We start from the raw sequence: 17,212 nt of genomic DNA on the forward strand, positions 1-17,212 counted from the left end.
TCTTCTTCCCGGCCCGAGAGGGCATGGACCTGATCGAGGGGCCTCACCATCGGGTGATCGGCGCCACGCTTGACCGCGTGCTGGCCGGGGAAATTACGCGGCTGCTGATCACGCTCCCGCCCGGCTACACCAAGACCGAAATGGCGGTGGTAAACTTCATCGCCAGGGGCTTTGCCATCAACCCGGCGGCGCGGTTTATCCACGCGACCTTTTCAGACGACCTCGCCCGGGAGAACAGCGACAAGATCAAGAGCCTGATCGAGCTTCCCGAGTTCAGCGAAATTCAGCGGGTTACCATCCGGTCAGACACAAGCGCAAAGGATCGCTGGAAGACCAATGAGGGCGGCGGGATGCTCGCCAAGGCCGCAGGCGGTCCGATCACCGGCTTTCGGGCCGGGTACATGGACAAGGCGGTGTTCACCGGTGCGCTCGTGGTGGACGATCCGCTCAAGCCCGACGACGCATTCAGCCCAGCGAAGCGCGCCGCGGTCAACAAGAGGGCGACCAACACCTTCCGCAGCCGACTTGCGCACGAGGGCGTGCCCATCGTGGTCATCATGCAGCGCCTGCACGGCGACGATTTCGCTGGGCACCTTCTGAAAGGCGGAACCGGCGAGGTCTGGGATCACCTCGATCTGCCGGTGCTGATCGACCGCAGCGCGGAATACCCGAAGGAATGGACACACGGGCGCCCTGTGCCGCACGACCTACCGGATGGCCCGCTCTGGCCGGAAAAGCATTCCGAGGCAGAGATCGAGGTCTTGAAGGCCGACGCCTATACCTTTGCCAGCCAGTACATGCAGCGCCCTGTCGGTATCGAGGGCGCGCTGTTCAACATGGACGGCTTCGAATGGTGGTCCGAACTGCCTGAGTTCGAGTGGACGTGCATGTTCGCGGACACCGCGATGAAGACCGGCGAGCGGAACGACTATTCCGTGATTCAGCTATGGGGGAAGGCAGCGCGCGGGATTTACCTGATCGACCAGGTGCGCGGCAAATGGGAAGCGCCAGAGCTAGAGCGCACCGCGCTGGCGTTCTGGGCCAAGGCAAAGGCTGGGGGCTATCACCCGCGCGGCCTGCGCGTCGAGGACAAGGCATCTGGAACGGGCCTTATCCAGTCCATTCGTCGGCAGGGGAACATCCCCATCACCGGTATCAAGCGGGAGCGGGACAAGTTCACGCGCGGGCTGGACGCATCGCCTTGGATTGCCAGCGGCCAGGTCTTTCTGCCGGCCAACGCGCAATGGACCCCCGCGCTGCGCCATGAGCTGCAGATCTTCGACGGCCTCGGCGCGGGGCATGACGACCAGGTGGATCCGCTGATGGATGCCATCAATGAAATGCTGGACGGCCGGAAGGTCGGCTACACCTATTCCATCGCGCTCTAAGGGGGCGGCATGACCAAACCGCACTACCGCCGCACCGCCGATGGCCGCACCGTCATGTTGCACGATGGGTATCGCAATCTTGTCGCCAATCTCGGCACCGATCGCGACAAGGCCTATCACGGCAGCTATGTGCTGAACCTGCTGGACGCGCATTCCCTGCTGACGATCTACCGATCCGCATGGTTGCCTCAGGCCATCGTGGACATCCCGGCCCTGGACGCGGTGCGCAACTGGCGCTCGTGGCAAGCAAAGCCGGATCAGATCACGCAGCTGGAAGCCGAGGAAAGGCGGCTTGGCCTGCGCGAGAAGACGCGCGATGCCCTCAAGGCCGCTCGTCTCTACGGCGGTGCCGGCATCCTCATGCTGGACGGCTCGTCTGACCCGACGAAGCCGTTGAACCCCGAGCGGATCAGGAAAGGCGGCCTGAAGGGGCTTGTCGTCGTGACGCCCATGCAGATCTCGCCGGGCGAGATCGAGCGCGACCCCGAGAGCCCATTCTATGGGCGCCCTGCCTATTACAGCCTGTCCACCGGCACCAAGGCGGCAGAGCAAATCCACCCCTCCCGTCTTGCTGTCTTCGATGGTGTCCCGGTGCCCGATGCGGCGACCGTGTCGACGGGGTGGGGCGACAGCGTTCTGCTCGCCGCGATGGACGCGATCAATCACGCCGATGGCTTTGTGGCGAATGTCGCGGCACTGGCGCACGAGGCCAAGATTGACGTGATCCACATCCCGCGCCTCATGGAAATGCTGGCGTCGGGGCAGGAGGCTGCAATCACCGAGCGCTTGATGCTCGGCATGAGGAACAAGGGGACGAATGGCGCCCTGGTGTTGGACGGGGGCGGCACCATTCCCGGCTCGTCCGAGGTGCGCGGCAAGGAGGAATACGAGCAGAAATCCGCGAGCTTCAGCGGCCTCGATGCGCTCTGGGATCGCTTCATGATGGTGGTCTCGGGCGCAACGAAGCTTCCGATCCCGGTGTCACGGATCTTCGGTCGCTCCGCTGCAGGGATGAATGCCACCGGCGACGGTGACGAGCGGGTTTACTTCGATGGCGTCAAGGCCATGCAGGAGCTGGAAGTGGGCCCGGCCATGGCAGCGCTGGACGAATGCCTGATCCGCTCCGCGCTTGGGGCGAGGCCTGCAGAAATCTTCTACGCATGGCGCCCGCTGCGCCAGGAAACCGAGGAAACTAAGGCCAAGGTCTTCAAGATGGTGGCCGATGCTGCGCGGGTTCTGGCCGGCCCGAACGGGATGATCCTGCCCGAGGAAGCCATTTCGGAGGCCGTCGCCAATCGCCTGATCGAAGACGGCTCGCTGCCCGGCCTTGAGGCGGCAATGGAGAAATACAACTGGCTGCCGGATGACAGCGATGGTTCGCCGGGCCAAAGTCCCGATGGCTCAGACAGCGCCGTGGTGACGGACAGCGCGCCCCGCACGCTCTACGTCAGCCGCAAGGTTCTTAATGCCGGGGAAATCATCCGCTGGGCCAAGTCGCAGGGCTTTGGCAAGACGCTCAACGCGTCCGATCTGCATGTGACGGTCGCGTTTAGCCGGACGCCGGTTGACTGGATGGAATGTGGCGAAAGCTGGCAGGGCCGGGTCGAGGTAGAGGCAGGCGGGCCGAGGCAAATGGAGCGCTTCGGCGAGGCGCGTGTCCTGCTGTTTGCCAGCAACGACCTGCATTGGCGACATGAGCGCTTCAAGGAAGCAGGAGCTTCGTGGGATCACCCACAATACCAGCCTCACATCACCATCAGCTACGACCCGGAGGCGCCGAGCATCGACGATATCGAGCCTTACCAGGGGCCGATCATCCTCGGGCCGGAGATCTTCGCGGAGGTCCAAGAAGACTGGGCCGCGCGCATCGAGGAAACAGAATGACCACGCACCGCTTCAGAGACAGCATGTTCACGGATGGCGAGATGCGCCAGACCGATGACGGCTGGGTCGTGCAGGCCCGTGTCGCCCGGGGCGGCAATGTGCAGGCCTATCGCGGCTCCGAGATGGGGCTGATGGATCGCGATATCGTCCGCGTCTATCGCCCCGCCGCTGAGGTTTTCGACCGCAAGGCCTTTCAGACCTATGCTCGGAAACCGATCACCATCGGGCACCCGGCAGAGGGCGTCACCCCGGAGACGTGGAAAGACCTCGCGGTCGGGGAAATCGACAGGGATGTCGTCCGCGACGGCGAGTTCGTCAGCGTTCCTCTTCTGTTCCGGGATGCAAAGGCCGTGGCCCTGCTGAACAGCGGCGGGCCGCGCGAGCTCTCCATGGGCTATGACGCCTCGGTCGAGTTTCGTGACGGGGTCACGCCGGATGGCGAGCCCTACGACGCGGTGATGTCTGATTTCCGCATGAACCATGTTGCCGTCGTGTCGAATGCGCGCGGCGGCTCAGAACTCCGCATCGGTGACGGTGCGGCCAAGTGGGGCGCCAGCCCCGTCCATGACGCAGGAAAGGAGGTCCCCATGACCCTGCGCAAGATCATGGTGGATGGGCTCGAGGTCGAGACGACCGACGCGGGCGCCGCCGCCATCAACAAGCTGACCACCGATGCCGAGAAGGCGAAGGCCATTGCCGACAAGGCGCTGGCCGATGCCGTGGCGGACCACCAGAAGCAGATCGCGGCGAAGGATGCCGAGATCGCCAAGGTGGAAGCCGAGCGCGACGACCTGAAGGCGAAGGTGGTTTCGGACGCCGATCTCGACAAGCTGGTCGCGGCCCGGGCCGATCTGATTGGCACCGCCAAGGCCATCGCGGACGCCGATTACACCGGCAAGTCCGAGGCGGAAATCCGCAAGGCGGCCGTCGCGGCGAAGCTGGGCGATGCGGCGGTGGCGGACAAGTCCGATGCCTATATCGAGGCCCGTTTCGATATCCTGGCCGAAGACGCCGCTCCGGCCGACCCGCTGCGTGGCGCGCTAAAGGACGCCAAACCCGTCAAGGCCGCCCGCGCCCTCGCCGATGAGGCGCGCGCCGCCCGTCACAAATCGCTGACCGAGGGCTGGAATGCCCCGGTCGATGTGAAGCACTGAGGAGGCCCTGAACATGGCTGTTGTGCAAAGCACCTACTCGGACGATTATGCCAAGGGCTACGCCGGTATGATCGCCAACGGCGAGACCTCGAACCGCATCTCGCGCACCGTCGAGGACGCCACCGCCATCGGCTTCGGCAAGGCGGTTTTCCGTGGAACCGGCGATCACGGCGTGACTGCCACCCCGTCGGCCAACCTGATCGGCATCACCATCGCCAACTATGCCGCCCCGCCCGTGCAGGCGACCGGCGCGCAGGCGGACAGCTATCCGCAGTATTCCACGGCTGGCATCCTGACGCAGGGCGTCATCTGGGTGGTCGCGGGTGCTGACGTGACCGATGGCGCCGCCGTCTATGTCGGCGATGGCGACCCCCTCACCGCCGGGGCATTCACCGACGACGCGACGGGCAACGTGGCGCTGGCGGGCTGGGTGTTCCAAGACACCGTTTCGAGCGGCGCCCTCGTGCGCATCGCCAAGCGCTAAGGAGGCGCTGCCATGAAACACGCCAACATTGATTTCAACGACGCGCAGCAGGTCGCCACCGGCTTCCTGATGCCCGCATACTACAACGTCGAGGCCACGGTCTATCAGACCAAGTACCAAGCCTTCGACTATGCCCGGTATCTGCCGGTCATCACCGAGGGCAGCGAATGGGCGCGCGGCGTGCTGTTCCGCTCGTCGGATATCGCCGGCAAGGCCGAGTTCCTGTCGGGCAAGGGCTTCGACATGCCCTATGCAGACGTGTCGCGCGATCAGCACCTGAAGGGCTTCGAGCTGGCCGGCATCGGCTATGAATGGAGCCTCGAAGAGGTGCAAACGGCGGCGCTTGAAGGGCGTCAACTCGGCAACGAAAAGGCCATGGCTGCCCGGAAGGTCGCGGAAAAGCGCCTCTGGGATATCGCGCTGACCGGCGCGACCGAGAAGAACTGGACCGGCCTGATCAATGACGGCAACGTGCCGGCGGCGGATGTCGCGGCGAACGGCACGGGTTCGGCGACCTTCTGGGCCACCAAGACCCCGGACCAGATCCTTGCCGACATCAACTCGGCGATCACCGGCATCTACACCGAGACCAAGGGCACCGAGATCGCGGACACGCTTCTCCTGCCCTCGGGCGTCATGGACCTGCTGTCCTCGACGCGTCTCACCGACACCGGTATGACCACGCTGGCCTTCCTGCGGCAGAACAACGCCTATACCGCGCGCACCGGCCAGCCGCTGCTGATCACCGAGATGTTCGAACTGAACACCGCCGACCCCGGCGGCGATGGTCGGGCCGTGGTCTACGCCCGCAGCCCCGACGTGCTGCGCTTCCATCTGCCTATGCCACATAAGTTCCTGCCGCCGTTCCAGAAGTCGAGCATGACCTGGGAAGTCGCCGGGATCATGCGCACCGGCGGCACGGAAATCCGCCTCCCGAAGGCGGTTCGCTACATGGACGGTCTGATCGACAACTCGTGATGACACCCGCCCGGTCCTGTGATGGGGCCGGGCTCCCCATTCTGAAGGTATGACGCCATGAAAATCACCAACATGCAAAAGGGCCCGCGCGGGTTCTGGCACAACGGAAAGCTGATCATGCTGGAGGCCGGCCAGTCGATCGAGCGCGACCTGAGCGAGGCGGACGGGAAGGCGGCCGAAAGCACCGGCTTCTTTGCGTTCGACGACGAGGAAGCTGCCAAGGGCGCGCCCGACGACCTCGACGCGCTCAAGGCCCGTGCCGACGAGCTGGGCGTTGAATACGGCCCGCGTATCGGCGCTGAAACCCTGCGCGAGCGCATCGCCGAAGCCGAGAAGAGCGCGGCTTGAGCCATGGCCGCCTACGGGACTGATCAAGGCCTGACCGATTGGGGTGCGGCCAACGGTTACACGCTGACCGGCAGCATCACCAATACTGTCCTGCGGGAGCGTGGCAGCGCCTATGTCGACGCGCTCTATGGGCCGCGCTTCATCGGGAAGCCGGTGGCATGGGATCAGGACCGGGCGTGGCCGCGCACCGGCGCCAGCGTGTGGGGCCTTGCGATCCCAGAGGACGAAACCCCGCAGGCGGTCATCAATGCGTCCTATGCCGCAGCGTTTGCTGAGGATGGATCGCCGGGGTTGCTTTCCGTGACCCACACGCCGGGTAAAGCGAAGGTGCTGACCAAGGTCGGGTCTCTGAGTTGGACTCCCGTCCAGGGAAACGGCTCAGCCGCCTCGGCTTGGATGCCGGTTCTCACCGTCGCAGATGGCCTTCTCGCCCCGTTTCTGATCGGCGGACTGCATGGCAACGGCGTTGCCGCGATGGTGGTTTGATATGTCAGGCGCCGAGATCGCGGCCGAGGTCGCCGCAGCCCTTGCCGAGGCGGGGGCAGAGGTGGGAAACGGGCCCCTTGTCGCTACCCTCACCAAGACGCCCCGCAAGACGAACCCCGGAGACCCGGACCCGGGCCCGCCTGTGCCCTATCAGCTCACCGTGGTGGTCACGGAATACGACCTGCGCCACGTTGACGGCACGCAGATCCAGGCGCAGGATCGCCGGGTTCTGATGGAGGCCGCTGGCGTGGCCCCGCTGCCGGGCGACACGCTGACGGTCGGGGCGCAGGTCTACAACGTGATCCGCGCGATGCCGCTGGACCCTGGCGGGGTCGCTCTGATGTATGAGGTGCAGGCGCGGCGGGCTTGACCCCGGCGCCAGCACGGTCACAGTGGCCGGATGTTCCGGTCCTTTCACCTCTGGCGCTTTGTCATGCACGCTGAGCAGGGAAACTTGCTGATGGCTATGGATGCTCTGCGAACGTCAGATGAACGGTTCAGCCTCTTCGACGCGATCGTGCTGATCGCGTGGGTGGAGGGCGCAAAGGACGGCAGGAATGAGAAATCCCACCGCCGCTGAGCGCGCCGCGCTTCGCGCCTTCCTCGATCGGCACTTGCCCGAGATCATCGCGGCGTTCGAGCGGGCGGTCTATACGACCCGCGCCCGTGCCGATCTGGCAGAAGTCGAGCGCCTGTTGCAGTTGGGCGATATCGAAGCGCTGGTCGATCTGCTGCACATCGACGGTCCGATGCTGAACGCGCTGGAGGAGGCGGTGCGCAGTACGTACATCGCAGGCGGGCAAAGCGCCGTTGCCGGGATGCAGCAAGGACTGGTCGCGACCTTCGGTTTCAACGGGGGTGACGTGGTTGCCCGGTCTTGGATCGAGCGCAACGGTGCCAATCTCGTCCAGGGGATCGTTGACGACAGTCGGGATGCGATCCGGCGTTTCGTTACGGTTGCGCTATCCGAAGAGGGCCGGGCAACCCGTTCCGTGGCGCTCGATATCGTCGGCCGCATCGGGCTTCAGCGCGTCAGGACCGGCGGGATCATCGGCCTGACGGCGGAGCAGACCGAATACGCGATCCGGGCGAGGGAAGAACTGACGCGGCTGGACCCGCACTATTTCACTCGGACGCGCCGGGACGCACGGTTCGACAGCTTGGTGCGCCGTGCCATGCGCGAAGGGCGGCGTCTGTCCGTCGCGGAGATCGATCGCATCGTGGGCAGATACAAAGACCGGCTGCTGCAGCGTCGGGGCGAGACCATCGCCCGGGATCAGGTCAACACCGCGCGCGCGGCCAGCCGCCGCGAGGCTATGCGCCAGATCCTCGAACGCCCGGACGTCGAGACCATCACCAAGCGCTGGCAGCTCGGGTTCCCGAAGGAGCACAGGCCCAACCACGTCGCGTTGAACGGGCAGGTCAAGAATTACGACGAGGACTTTGACTTCGGGGGCGGCATCACGGCACACGGCCCCCATGATGACAGCCTCCCGGCCAGCGAGAAGCTCGGCTGCCAATGCACCATCGTCTACCGAGTGAAGCTGAAGAAGAGTTAGGAAAGAGAAAGGCAGTAGGCTGAGAGGGCGCTCGCTAGCGCCTGCAACCCCTCGGCTCGGCTCTGGCGAAGATCTTCTGCGGCTTGGCGCGCTGCGATATTCTCTGGCGAGCTGTCTCGACTGCTAAGGCGAAGCAAGGTTCTGTCAGCTACAGACAGGTCGTCCTCAACCTCAGTCTGAACATCCCTGAGAATATTGAGGCATTGCAACTGAGTGAGCTGACCGCTGGCAGGGGTCGATGCACAAACAGTCAAGGCTGAAATTGTGACGCTGAGAAGCGGGTGAGGCATACTTCCTCCAGAAATGGATAGGATCAGACCTTCGTCTGCACGCTGGACGTGAGTCAAGCGCTCAGGTCAGTCGTCGGAGGGGGGTGGTGGAAACAGCACTTTCTCGATTTCGTCGGAAACGCGCTTGATGACAAGGTCATAGACTTCTCGTTGCTTGTCGGTTCGCGCACCCCCCCTGAGGCGCTGAGCTTGCTCCAGCAGCGCTATTAAGCGCTCAAAATCTTCGTCCGGCGCAGGGTATCTCTCTTCGAGAACCTGCACGATCAGTGAGTTAACAGAAGCTTCCCCTGCAGCCTCTTTCACACGCTCATAGAGCGGCGTAGGCAGCCGAATCGTGTAGCGGGTGTAGTCGTCTTGCTTGGCCATGGCGGAAGGTGTGGCACTAAAATGGTGAAGGCCACAAGAAAAGACTTGCGCACCAAATTGGTGAAATGTATCGTTCACTAAATTGGTGAAGGGAGCGACATGACAGGCCAAGACGAAGAAATGGTGCGACTGACCATCTCGGTGCCCGCAAGCCTGCGGAAAATGCTAAAGGTGAGCGCTGCACAGAACGACCGGAGCTTCAGCGGGGAGATCATCCACTGTCTGAAGCGCGGATCCGGCTGGAGCGAAGAGGCCCAGCCCGCGCAAAAGTAAAGGCCACCAGGGCGGCAACCCCGATGGCCTTTGATGAAACCCAACAGTCTACGAAAGGTTCTGTGCATGAATATGCCAGTTCAGAGCGCCCATTTCAATGGGCACAACGCTACACAGGCGAAACTGTCTCGCCGCCGGCTTCTGACTGCCGCGCCCGCTGCTGGGCTCGCCGCCATGATGGCTGGGGCTACGCCAGTCGAAGCGGACAACCAGTCGCCTCTGCGCGAGATCTATTGGCAGTGGCAGGAGGCCAAGGCCACCTTCAACGCACTGCCTGACGATATCAGCGATGGGGCGGAAGGTGACGCGGCGTACCAGCGTATCGTCCACTTCGAGGAACAGGCCTCGGCATACGAACCGCAGACGCTCGACGACATGCTGATGAAGGTGATCTTCGCCGACAACAACGGCGACATGAGGACCGGCAGCATATTTCAGGCCGCTCTGGTGGCGCAGGCCTACGAAATGGCCGGGATCGAGGCGGCAGCCTGATCAACTGAGCATTTTACGAAATCTCCCCGCGACCAAGGGGGATAAGCGCGGCAGCGAGCTTCTGTGGCCTCGGTGTCGCTATGCGACCCATCACGCGCTTGGTGGCTTGGTCGGCCGAGCGCCACAGGAGAACCAGACTATGGCTACGAAGAACACCAGTGTTTCACTGCAGATCGACGCCCTGAAGCAGGGGCGCGTGACGCTCAAGATGATCGGCACCACCGGCCTTTACTTCAACGCGATGAGCGCCAAGGCGAAACGGACGCTGCTGATCGGCGGGGGCAAGAAAACCGCTGCGGAAAAGCGAGAATTGAAGCACGATCCGCAGACCGAGTATCGTGACAGCGTCTATCGCCTGCCAGACGGCCCGACGCTGCTGGGCTTCCCGGCGCCGGGTGTGAAGGGCGCGATGGCGACAGCGGCGCTGGAAACGCCGGGGGTCACGAAAAGCAGCGTTCAGAGACTGATCTTCCTGCCCGAACAGAAGATCAAAGTCTGGGGGCGCCCCTATCTGAAATGCGACGTGGTCCGCAGCGCCGACATGGCGCGGACGCCGGACGTTCGGACCCGGGCTTTCCTTCCGCGCTGGTGCGCCGAGGTCGATATCGCCTTTATCACGCCGACGCTGAGCATCCACAGCATCATTTCGCTGCTGTCCAACGCGGGCGTGATCGTCGGAATCGGCGATTTCCGGCAGGAGAAGGGTCGTGGCAGCTACGGGACTTTCGCCGTGGCGACCGAGGATCTGGGCGACTGGCAGGAGACGTGGGACGATATCACGGCAGAGGGCCGCGATGTTCAGGAGGACGCGCTGGCGAACCCGGCGGCGGCTGACGATGACACCGCCGAGCTGCTGGCGATGCTTGAGGAAGAACGCATCCGGCGCGCCGCCTGATGCTCTTCGGCGCGGGCGGCCCAGGTCGCCCGGCCACGGTCACGGAAAGGCGGTCACGATTAGGCAAGGTCTGGCGTGGAAGCGCGAGGCGGGGCGAGGCTTGGCGGTCATGGCATGGCAACGCCTGGGAAGTCGCGGCTCGGCCTGTCGGTCTAGGTGTGTTTAGACAAAGCGAGGCTCGGCGTGGCCAGTCGGTCATGGTTAGGAATGGCGAAGCTCGGCAAGCTTTGTCCTGGCGGTCAACCGCAAAGGAGAAGCAAATGGCTTTCAAATGGAAAGAACGGCAGGCGATCATCGACGGTTATCTGGCCGAGACTGGTCGTAACCAATTTCACCCTGCCGAGTTTATCGACTGGTTGGGCGGAAAGCCCGATCACGAGGCGTATCCTTGGTTCTTCGGGACCGATGATGCCACGGCGGCGCGGGAGCATCGCATCTCGCTCGCCCGGCGCATGGCTTCCGGCCTGCGTCTGACGGTGAAGGTCGAGGAGACGAAGTACACCGTTGCTTCGGTCGCGGTGCGCGAGTTCCCGGCCTACGTTTCGCCGGTTGCCGGTCGCAAGGCCGGTGGCGGCTACGAGCCCTTCGATCCGAAGGACAAGGCCGCGATGGCGGAGCTTCGTCGCCAAGGTGTCGTCGCGCTGCAATCGTGGTTGCGCCGGTACGCTGGTGCGTTCGCAGATGTCGATCTGTCGGCAATCGAGGAAATCGCGGCTGAAGATAGCCGTGTGGCGCTGTCCGCATAGGGCGCGCTGGTCAAGGTAAGGCGGTCGAGGCGGGGCTCTGCATGGCAAGGTGTGTCACGGCGAGGCGGTCTAGGTGAGGCGAGACTAGGCAAGGCGTGATGCGGCTGGGTCTGGCGGTCTAGGCCCGTTTGGGCGCGCTTAGGATGGACACGGCGGGGCGGTCAAGCGTTCCTCTGAGGGGTGTTCGAAAGATCGGCCTGCCATGTGGTGGGCCGATCCGCATGGAGAACCGCATGGCACCACGCACAAACTTGTCGGTTGCCCTCGCGGCTTACCGTGACGAGAACAAGCCGAAAATTCGGTTCGTATACAATGAAGCAGTGCAGGACGTGATCGAGGCGGCGCAGACACCGCAGCGCGCGATCTCAGCGGGGGCGGAGACGTTCGAGGTCGGAAAGATCCCGGTGGCCAGCACCGATCTGATCAACTCGCTGCACCTCGGCGCCACCAAGATCGGCGGAGACTTCACCGCGGTTATCGGCCTGATCGAGCCGGGCACGATCCAGACCTTCGAATGGCAGCAGCCCTATGCAGCCCGGATCGAGTTCGGCTTTTCGGGCACCGACGAGTTGGGGCGCGAATATGAGCAAGCCGGGCGCTTTTTCGTCGGCGCAAACGCGGTCCGGTTCCCTGAGTTCGTGGAAAAACACAAGCGCGAGGTCGGCCTGTGACGATGACGCCGAACGAGGCCTTCACCATCATCGCGGCGCGGCTTCGTGCCATGCCCGACTGCCCGCCGGTGGTCTGGCCAAACACGAACTTCGAACCGGTGCTGCCCCGGCTGATTTTCCAGCAGCCCGTTCGTGGCGCTAATGACCCGACCCTCGGCGGAGGCTACAAGGTTCGAACGGGTCGCGCCGTTGTCATCGTCGCAACCGCCTTGGTTGACGATTTCGGGGACGCAGCGGACACCTTGGCGACCCAAATCGAGGCGCTGTTTCCGACCGGCCCGCTGCCGACGCAACCGGCCGGGGTGCTGACCATCGTGCAGTCCCAGGTTCTCGGCGGCTACCAGACAGACACCGATTGGCGCGTTCCGGTTCAGATCGACTGGCGCGCCTAACCACGCCCTGACGGGCATCTCACGACAACCGAAACCGGATACCCCGCCTTGGCGGGCCGATCCACATTGCAGAAAGGCAGATCATGGACCTGCAATCCTATATCGGCGCGACCCTGAGCATCGCTGCCGGCTCTTTCCCGGCCACCGAGGATAAATCCGGGTATGAAGGCGAAACCTACGAGCCCATCGGCAAAATCCTGAGCATCGGCGAGATCGGCGATCAGCATGCCGCCATCGAGATCGCCACGCTGGCTGGTCGTAACATCCGTGTCGTCGGCATCGCCGATGGCGGGGCGGTCGAAGTCGTGCTGGCTTTCGATGAGGAAGATGCTGGCCAGACTGATCTGACGAGCATCAACGGGTCAAACACCATGTCGGCATTCCGCATCGTTGATCCGGCACCGGCTACGGCCCAGAAGGTGGTTTACTTCGGCGGCTTGGTAGCGAGCCTTCGCGACAACGCCCGCACGCCGACGAACTATCGCGGTAAAGCCTTCCAGCTCTTCGTAAACACCGCCGTTCTTCGCACCACCGCTGCGGCGTAATCGGCTGGTTTCCTCCGTTGGCCAGCCGGGCCGGGGCGCTGACGGGACAGCAGCGCCCCGGCCACCTGTCCCCTCTGTCCCGCAGGCCTGAACATGGATTTCTTCGAACTGTATGACGCCCGCGCCCGGGCAGATGAGCCGATTGAGCTGCCCCTGAGGGACCAGCGAACCGGCGAGATCATTACGATGGGAGGCAAGCCCTGCATCGTTCTTGTGCTGGGTGCCAATGCCCGATCCATCCCCCCGGACGCGAAAGCCGCGATGCTCAAGGAGGAAAAGGCGGAGCAGCCCATCCGGGACCGGCTTCATGCCGCCTGCATGCGGGCCGCGCTGGCCTACATCGCCGGGTTCAAGAACATGGCTCGGCGTGGCGAAGATGGCGAGGCCATCCCGCTGACGCTCGACGACGCAGAGGCGTTCCTTGATTTGAATGTCGCCAGCGTCGAGCATGGCGCGTGGCGCGCGCCAAAGCGCAACGAGGGCGAGACCGACGAGGAATATCGGCAGCGTGTCGACCAAGACCGGGCCGTCTGGCGCGGCGCATCCTTCGCCCAGCAGATCCTCGACGCCTCCCGGGAGGAAAGCCGTTTTTTGGACAGGCCGCGCGGAAACTGACGCTTTTCGCGCACCAGCTTGGGTTCCTGCACTCGATCCCGACCCACTGGAAAATGACCCGCCTCGAGTTTGCCAAGGAACGCCAGCACGACCTGATGCTGCCCGAGGTCGGATTTCGGGCTGATCTGATCAACGACATGATCGCACTGAACCCGGTTCGCCGGATCGGCCCGAAGCAACCCGGATGGGATGGTCTCAGGTCGGTCGATTGGCCGGAAATGCAAGCCTATGCCGCCTCGGTCGGGGCGGATTGGTGCGCCTGGGATTTCCAGACCGTCTACAGCATGTCGGCGGCGTTCCTGACCGGCCTTCGAGAGGGCGCTGATCCTCTCTGCATCCCGCCCACTGAAAGAGCCTCACGATGACCACGCAAGCCGGTTACATCGCGCTGATCGCGGACAGCTCCTCCTTGCCGAAGGCGGAGAAGAACCTCGACAGCCTTGCTGCCACCGGCGAGCGCACCGAGCGGCGCGTCGTCGGGTCCATGGATAATGTGTCCGGCAGCATCAACCGCGTCGGCATGTCCTCGGGACAACACACGATGGCGATGCGGAACCTCGCGTTCCAGCTTAACCAGATCGGCCAGCAAGGCGCTGTCACCGGCAACTATCTCGGCGCCCTCGCCATCCAGATCCCGGACATCCTGTCGTCCTTCGGCAGCTTGCCGCTGGTCCTTGCCGGTGGCGCGATTGCGGTCGGTGCCTCGCTGGTCCCGTCGCTGATCAGCGGAAGTAATGCCACGGCTGACTTCGATGATGCCCTCGATGAACTCGACGCGCAGATCCGCTCGGTGCAAGACGCGATCGAGGGGCTTTCAACATCGCGCCTGCAGGAACTCTTTGGGGATGCCTCTGAGGATGCAAGGGCGCTAGCCCAATCCGGTCTGGAGATCAGCCTCCGCCGGCAAGCCGACGCTGCGCGCGCCTTGACCGAGGCGTTGCTGTCGACTGACAACGGCTTCGGCCTCAGGAACAGGGCGCGCGGGGAGATCCTCGGTTCCGGCTTGGATGCGTCTACCGACGAACTGAACCGTCTATCCCGCGCCATGCAGGACCTCGCCGCCGCTGATGGTATCGATCAACAGGTGGAGGCCGCAGAAGCTTTCCGCGACTTGATCGTGAGCACCTTCGGGCCGGTCGAGGGTATGACGAGCAGGCAATTTGAGCTGTTCACGATGGTGGCGGATACCGAGCGCGCATGGCGCCGGGTTCGAGCTTCTGTCGATGACGCGGAGAGCGGCCAAAGCGCCGCCGCGCGCCGTCAGATCGCGGATGCCAGGACGATCATCGAGCAGAACGAGGCGAACGCCGAACTGATGAGGGCCGTCGCCACTTATGGCGAAGATAGCGCGGAAGCCGATGCCGTGCGTCGTGACCAGGCACTGGCAGCGACCGAGGCCTATATCGACCAGCACGAACTGACCGGCGATATTGCTGAGCAGTTGCGCGCATCGGCGTCCGCTGCGTTTGATGCCGAGGTCGGCGCGCGTGCCGCAGCGGAAGGCCTTTCGGAGGCAGAGCGCGCGGCCCGTGCCCTCGCCAATGCGATGGCCGCTGCGGCTGGGTTCTCTGTCGGCATCGAAGGGCAGATCGCAACCGTTCGGGCCCAGATCGACGCTTTGGGGCGCGGACAGGATGCCGCAACCGCCGGGCGGATCGAGAGCCTGCGGCAGGAAGCTTCGGCGCGTCGGGATGCGGTTCTGGAAGCGGCAGCGGGTGACGATGAAGCCCGCATGGCGGCCGAGGAGCGGTATCAGGCCGATCTGCAGAACATCGGCATCCTCGGCGAGGAGATGGAGGCGCTGCGCGCGCTCCAGCAGGTCCAGCGCCAGGGTGGCGCGGCGTCCCGTCGCGAGCACAATGAGGCCATGCGCGAAGCTGAGCGCGTCATCCATGACATCCGTACCGAAACGGAGCAGTACGCGGCGGAAGTTGCAGACCTGAATGAGCTTCTTGAGCAAGGTTACCTCACCCAAGAGCAGCATGCCCGGGCCGTGGCGATGGTGCGCGATGAATACCTTGGCCTTGAAGAAATTCAGGACACGCTGAAGGACGCAATCCTCGACTTCGCTGAAGGCGGGGAGGACGCGATGGAGAACCTAGGGCGTGCGATCCGTCGGGCGGCCCTAGAGGCGCTACTGTTCGGCGAAGGGCCACTGGCGAATTTCTTCGGCGGAGGCGGGCTTCTGAGCGGGTTGCTTGGCAGCATCACCGGGGGTCTTCGAACTGGTGGCGGGAAAGCGACTGGCGGCAGTGTGACCACCGGCACCATCTATCCAGTCAACGAGAACACGACCAACACGGAATGGTTCGCTCCAGCGGTAGCCGGCACCATCCTGACCGACGGCCAAGCGCAAGGCGCAGTTCGCGGTGGCGGCTCGTCCGTGGTGAACATCAACGTCAATGTCGACGGCGCCAACGGCGACCAGCACGTCATGGATCTCGTCGCGCAGGGCGTCCGAACCGGCCTCAGCCAGTACGACCGCGCGCTTCCCGTCCGAATGAAGCAGATCCAAGCTAACCCGAGGAGGCGCTGATGGCCTGTTGTCCCCTATGTGGAGCCGGTGTCGAGGAAGTACTTATGACGCTTGAAATCGAGGGTGAGGCGAAAACTTTCCATCCCGGCGATCCCGAGTATGAAGCTGTATTTGCGACCAGAGTTTATGAGATCGACCCCGAGGAACCGGCTTTCGATGACAATTCGGGGGCGAAGTAGATGGCTCTGTCGTTCCCCCTCGCACTGGACACGTTCTTCGCCGGGCTGCCGGTTGCTGAATGCGAGTTCACCCTTCCTGCCACACTGGCGATGAGCCGGACGCGCGGCGGAGCGATCAAGACGGCGCGACTTGCCGAACGCCTGTGGACAGGGAAGATAACGCTGGCGCCGCAGCTGCACAGGAACGCCTTGGGCTTGGAAGCGGTGATTTCGACGCTGCTGGAGCCGGGCCGGACGTTCCTCGTGCATCCTCTGCCGTTCTGCTACCCGCGCGAAGATCCTTCGGGGGCAGGCCTCTCTGGCGCCTCGCCTGTGATCCACAGTATCGAAGCTGGCGGGCGCGAGTTCAGGATTTCAGGCTTGCCGGCTGGCTATGTCTTGTCAGCGGGCGACATGCTGTCGTTTGCCTATGGCTCGAACCCTGTCCGCTACGCCTTGCACCGGGTCGTCACTGTCGCCACGGCCAATGGGTCCGGCCTGACTCCCAACATCGAGGTCACGCCGCCGATCCGGCCCGGTGCAACTGTCGGTACAGCCGTCACGCTGGCGCGGCCCTTCACCAAGGCGATCCTGATCCCGCCTCCTGCGCGCCGGTTCGTGCCGGCAGTGGCCAGTGGGCATACCCTCGACTTCGTCCAAACGCTGGGCTGATCCCCAGCACCATCCCCAGAAAGGTTCTCTTATGACCAACCATGCCCCCACGGCGCGGCGTTCTTTCGCGCCGCTGTTCCCCGGCAACACGAAGCCTGACGATCTCGCCACGGCCATGCTCGAAGGCACCGCGACCTTCTACGGTGATCCCAAGACCGGCATCGTCCGCATGGTTGTCGCCTCCGGCGGCTCGCGTGTCGAGGCGGTGCTGACGCCCGATCTGGTCGCGATGCTGGTGAACGCCGGTATCGACGCGATGCGCGCGGCCCTCGGCCAGCCC

At 64.0% G+C, this 17,212-nt stretch carries 22 protein-coding genes; 21 read left to right on the forward strand and 1 reads right to left on the reverse strand.

All coding sequences use genetic code 11. The annotated features are described in order from the left end of the window. The first annotated feature begins 23 nt into the window (after positions 1-23). From terL to C4N9_RS20890, 9 genes are all read left to right on the forward strand, one after another. On the forward strand, positions 24-1,388 hold the full coding sequence (gene terL / locus C4N9_RS20845) for a phage terminase large subunit (RefSeq protein ID WP_210404081.1): 1,365 nt from the start codon (positions 24-26) through the stop codon (positions 1,386-1,388). A gap of 9 nt (positions 1,389-1,397) precedes the next feature. Next, positions 1,398-3,272, forward strand: a complete 1,875-nt coding sequence (locus C4N9_RS20850) for an anti-CBASS protein Acb1 family protein (protein ID WP_210404082.1) — start codon at positions 1,398-1,400, stop codon at positions 3,270-3,272. Then, positions 3,269-4,426 (forward strand): DUF2213 domain-containing protein, encoded by a 1,158-nt coding sequence (locus tag C4N9_RS20855; protein WP_109535274.1) that lies wholly within the window; start codon positions 3,269-3,271, stop codon positions 4,424-4,426. Before C4N9_RS20850 ends, C4N9_RS20855 begins: the two co-directional genes overlap by 4 nt. A gap of 13 nt (positions 4,427-4,439) precedes the next feature. Continuing rightward, positions 4,440-4,910 carry a structural cement protein Gp24 gene (locus tag C4N9_RS20860; protein WP_109535275.1) on the forward strand — a complete coding sequence of 157 codons (471 nt, stop codon included), beginning with the start codon at positions 4,440-4,442 and terminating at the stop codon, positions 4,908-4,910. A 12-nt stretch (positions 4,911-4,922) separates the two neighbouring features. Further along, entirely contained in the window at positions 4,923-5,888 is a 966-nt protein-coding gene (locus C4N9_RS20865) for a DUF2184 domain-containing protein (protein ID WP_109535276.1), read from the forward strand. A 57-nt stretch (positions 5,889-5,945) separates the two neighbouring features. Continuing rightward, entirely contained in the window at positions 5,946-6,236 is a 291-nt protein-coding gene (locus C4N9_RS20870; RefSeq protein WP_109535277.1) for a hypothetical protein, read from the forward strand. Positions 6,237-6,239: 3 nt separating this feature from the next. Next, positions 6,240-6,722: a DnaT-like ssDNA-binding protein gene (locus tag C4N9_RS20875; RefSeq protein WP_109535278.1), complete on the forward strand. Its 483-nt coding sequence runs from the start codon at positions 6,240-6,242 to the stop codon at positions 6,720-6,722. Between the two features lies 1 nt (position 6,723). Beyond that, complete coding sequence (locus tag C4N9_RS20880; protein ID WP_109535279.1) at positions 6,724-7,092, forward strand: hypothetical protein; 369 nt, start codon at positions 6,724-6,726, stop codon at positions 7,090-7,092. Positions 7,093-7,279: 187 nt separating this feature from the next. Continuing rightward, positions 7,280-8,281 carry a phage minor head protein gene (locus C4N9_RS20890; RefSeq protein WP_109535281.1) on the forward strand — a complete coding sequence of 334 codons (1,002 nt, stop codon included), beginning with the start codon at positions 7,280-7,282 and terminating at the stop codon, positions 8,279-8,281. A 356-nt stretch (positions 8,282-8,637) separates the two neighbouring features. On the opposite strand, the gene C4N9_RS20895 is transcribed toward C4N9_RS20890, so the two are convergent. Beyond that, positions 8,638-8,937: a hypothetical protein gene (locus C4N9_RS20895; protein ID WP_109535282.1), complete on the reverse strand. Its 300-nt coding sequence runs from the start codon at positions 8,935-8,937 to the stop codon at positions 8,638-8,640. Positions 8,938-9,276: 339 nt separating this feature from the next. On the opposite strand from C4N9_RS20895, the gene C4N9_RS20900 reads away from it, so the two are divergent. From C4N9_RS20900 to C4N9_RS20950, 12 genes are all read left to right on the forward strand, one after another. Next, the gene (locus C4N9_RS20900; RefSeq protein ID WP_109535283.1) at positions 9,277-9,702 is read left to right on the forward strand and encodes a hypothetical protein; all 426 of its coding nucleotides are present in this window, start codon (positions 9,277-9,279) and stop codon (positions 9,700-9,702) included. A 139-nt stretch (positions 9,703-9,841) separates the two neighbouring features. After that, the gene (locus C4N9_RS20905) at positions 9,842-10,597 is read left to right on the forward strand and encodes a hypothetical protein (RefSeq protein ID WP_109535284.1); all 756 of its coding nucleotides are present in this window, start codon (positions 9,842-9,844) and stop codon (positions 10,595-10,597) included. A gap of 260 nt (positions 10,598-10,857) precedes the next feature. Next, positions 10,858-11,343, forward strand: a complete 486-nt coding sequence (locus tag C4N9_RS20910) for a hypothetical protein (protein ID WP_109535285.1) — start codon at positions 10,858-10,860, stop codon at positions 11,341-11,343. 233 nt (positions 11,344-11,576) lie between these two features. Next, positions 11,577-12,014: a hypothetical protein gene (locus tag C4N9_RS20915; protein ID WP_146195201.1), complete on the forward strand. Its 438-nt coding sequence runs from the start codon at positions 11,577-11,579 to the stop codon at positions 12,012-12,014. Positions 12,015-12,016: 2 nt separating this feature from the next. Further along, entirely contained in the window at positions 12,017-12,406 is a 390-nt protein-coding gene (locus tag C4N9_RS20920; protein ID WP_109535287.1) for a phage tail terminator-like protein, read from the forward strand. A gap of 83 nt (positions 12,407-12,489) precedes the next feature. Beyond that, positions 12,490-12,951, forward strand: a complete 462-nt coding sequence (locus tag C4N9_RS20925) for a hypothetical protein (RefSeq protein WP_109535288.1) — start codon at positions 12,490-12,492, stop codon at positions 12,949-12,951. A gap of 93 nt (positions 12,952-13,044) precedes the next feature. After that, positions 13,045-13,566, forward strand: coding sequence for a hypothetical protein (locus C4N9_RS20930; RefSeq protein WP_109535289.1), 522 nt, complete (start codon positions 13,045-13,047; stop codon positions 13,564-13,566). A 53-nt stretch (positions 13,567-13,619) separates the two neighbouring features. Further along, on the forward strand, positions 13,620-13,931 hold the full coding sequence (locus C4N9_RS20935; protein ID WP_109535290.1) for a hypothetical protein: 312 nt from the start codon (positions 13,620-13,622) through the stop codon (positions 13,929-13,931). Beyond that, positions 13,928-16,102: a coiled-coil domain-containing protein gene (locus C4N9_RS20940; protein WP_109535291.1), complete on the forward strand. Its 2,175-nt coding sequence runs from the start codon at positions 13,928-13,930 to the stop codon at positions 16,100-16,102. Before C4N9_RS20935 ends, C4N9_RS20940 begins: the two co-directional genes overlap by 4 nt. Positions 16,103-16,146: 44 nt before the next feature. After that, entirely contained in the window at positions 16,147-16,281 is a 135-nt protein-coding gene (locus tag C4N9_RS22400; RefSeq protein WP_281260153.1) for a hypothetical protein, read from the forward strand. After that, the gene (locus tag C4N9_RS20945; protein WP_109535292.1) at positions 16,282-16,932 is read left to right on the forward strand and encodes a hypothetical protein; all 651 of its coding nucleotides are present in this window, start codon (positions 16,282-16,284) and stop codon (positions 16,930-16,932) included. A gap of 31 nt (positions 16,933-16,963) precedes the next feature. Next, the coding region (locus tag C4N9_RS20950) for a hypothetical protein (protein WP_146195202.1) at positions 16,964-17,212 on the forward strand (249 nt) is incomplete at its 3' end.

Source organism: Pararhodobacter marinus, from assembly GCF_003122215.1.
Classification (GTDB): Bacteria; Pseudomonadota; Alphaproteobacteria; order Rhodobacterales; family Rhodobacteraceae; genus Pararhodobacter; species Pararhodobacter marinus.

What these genes read in the sequence shown, in the direction of transcription:
- C4N9_RS20915 (WP_146195201.1), top strand. Translation starts at nt 11,577, where the DNA reads ATGGCACCACGCACAAACTTGTCGGTTGCCCTCGCGGCTTACCGTGAC.
- C4N9_RS20920 (WP_109535287.1), top strand. Translation starts at nt 12,017, where the DNA reads ATGACGCCGAACGAGGCCTTCACCATCATCGCGGCGCGGCTTCGTGCC.
- C4N9_RS20945 (WP_109535292.1), top strand. Translation starts at nt 16,282, where the DNA reads ATGGCTCTGTCGTTCCCCCTCGCACTGGACACGTTCTTCGCCGGGCTG.
- C4N9_RS20875 (WP_109535278.1), top strand. Translation starts at nt 6,240, where the DNA reads ATGGCCGCCTACGGGACTGATCAAGGCCTGACCGATTGGGGTGCGGCC.
- C4N9_RS20855 (WP_109535274.1), top strand. Translation starts at nt 3,269, where the DNA reads ATGACCACGCACCGCTTCAGAGACAGCATGTTCACGGATGGCGAGATG.
- C4N9_RS20860 (WP_109535275.1), top strand. Translation starts at nt 4,440, where the DNA reads ATGGCTGTTGTGCAAAGCACCTACTCGGACGATTATGCCAAGGGCTAC.
- C4N9_RS20850 (WP_210404082.1), top strand. Translation starts at nt 1,398, where the DNA reads ATGACCAAACCGCACTACCGCCGCACCGCCGATGGCCGCACCGTCATG.
- C4N9_RS20930 (WP_109535289.1), top strand. Translation starts at nt 13,045, where the DNA reads ATGGATTTCTTCGAACTGTATGACGCCCGCGCCCGGGCAGATGAGCCG.
- C4N9_RS22400 (WP_281260153.1), top strand. Translation starts at nt 16,147, where the DNA reads ATGACGCTTGAAATCGAGGGTGAGGCGAAAACTTTCCATCCCGGCGAT.
- C4N9_RS20880 (WP_109535279.1), top strand. Translation starts at nt 6,724, where the DNA reads ATGTCAGGCGCCGAGATCGCGGCCGAGGTCGCCGCAGCCCTTGCCGAG.
- C4N9_RS20925 (WP_109535288.1), top strand. Translation starts at nt 12,490, where the DNA reads ATGGACCTGCAATCCTATATCGGCGCGACCCTGAGCATCGCTGCCGGC.
- C4N9_RS20905 (WP_109535284.1), top strand. Translation starts at nt 9,842, where the DNA reads ATGGCTACGAAGAACACCAGTGTTTCACTGCAGATCGACGCCCTGAAG.
- terL (WP_210404081.1), top strand. Translation starts at nt 24, where the DNA reads ATGGACCTGATCGAGGGGCCTCACCATCGGGTGATCGGCGCCACGCTT.
- C4N9_RS20865 (WP_109535276.1), top strand. Translation starts at nt 4,923, where the DNA reads ATGAAACACGCCAACATTGATTTCAACGACGCGCAGCAGGTCGCCACC.
- C4N9_RS20910 (WP_109535285.1), top strand. Translation starts at nt 10,858, where the DNA reads ATGGCTTTCAAATGGAAAGAACGGCAGGCGATCATCGACGGTTATCTG.
- C4N9_RS20900 (WP_109535283.1), top strand. Translation starts at nt 9,277, where the DNA reads ATGAATATGCCAGTTCAGAGCGCCCATTTCAATGGGCACAACGCTACA.
- C4N9_RS20895 (WP_109535282.1), bottom strand. Translation starts at nt 8,937, where the DNA reads ATGGCCAAGCAAGACGACTACACCCGCTACACGATTCGGCTGCCTACG.
- C4N9_RS20940 (WP_109535291.1), top strand. Translation starts at nt 13,928, where the DNA reads ATGACCACGCAAGCCGGTTACATCGCGCTGATCGCGGACAGCTCCTCC.
- C4N9_RS20890 (WP_109535281.1), top strand. Translation starts at nt 7,280, where the DNA reads ATGAGAAATCCCACCGCCGCTGAGCGCGCCGCGCTTCGCGCCTTCCTC.
- C4N9_RS20870 (WP_109535277.1), top strand. Translation starts at nt 5,946, where the DNA reads ATGAAAATCACCAACATGCAAAAGGGCCCGCGCGGGTTCTGGCACAAC.
- C4N9_RS20935 (WP_109535290.1), top strand. Translation starts at nt 13,620, where the DNA reads ATGACCCGCCTCGAGTTTGCCAAGGAACGCCAGCACGACCTGATGCTG.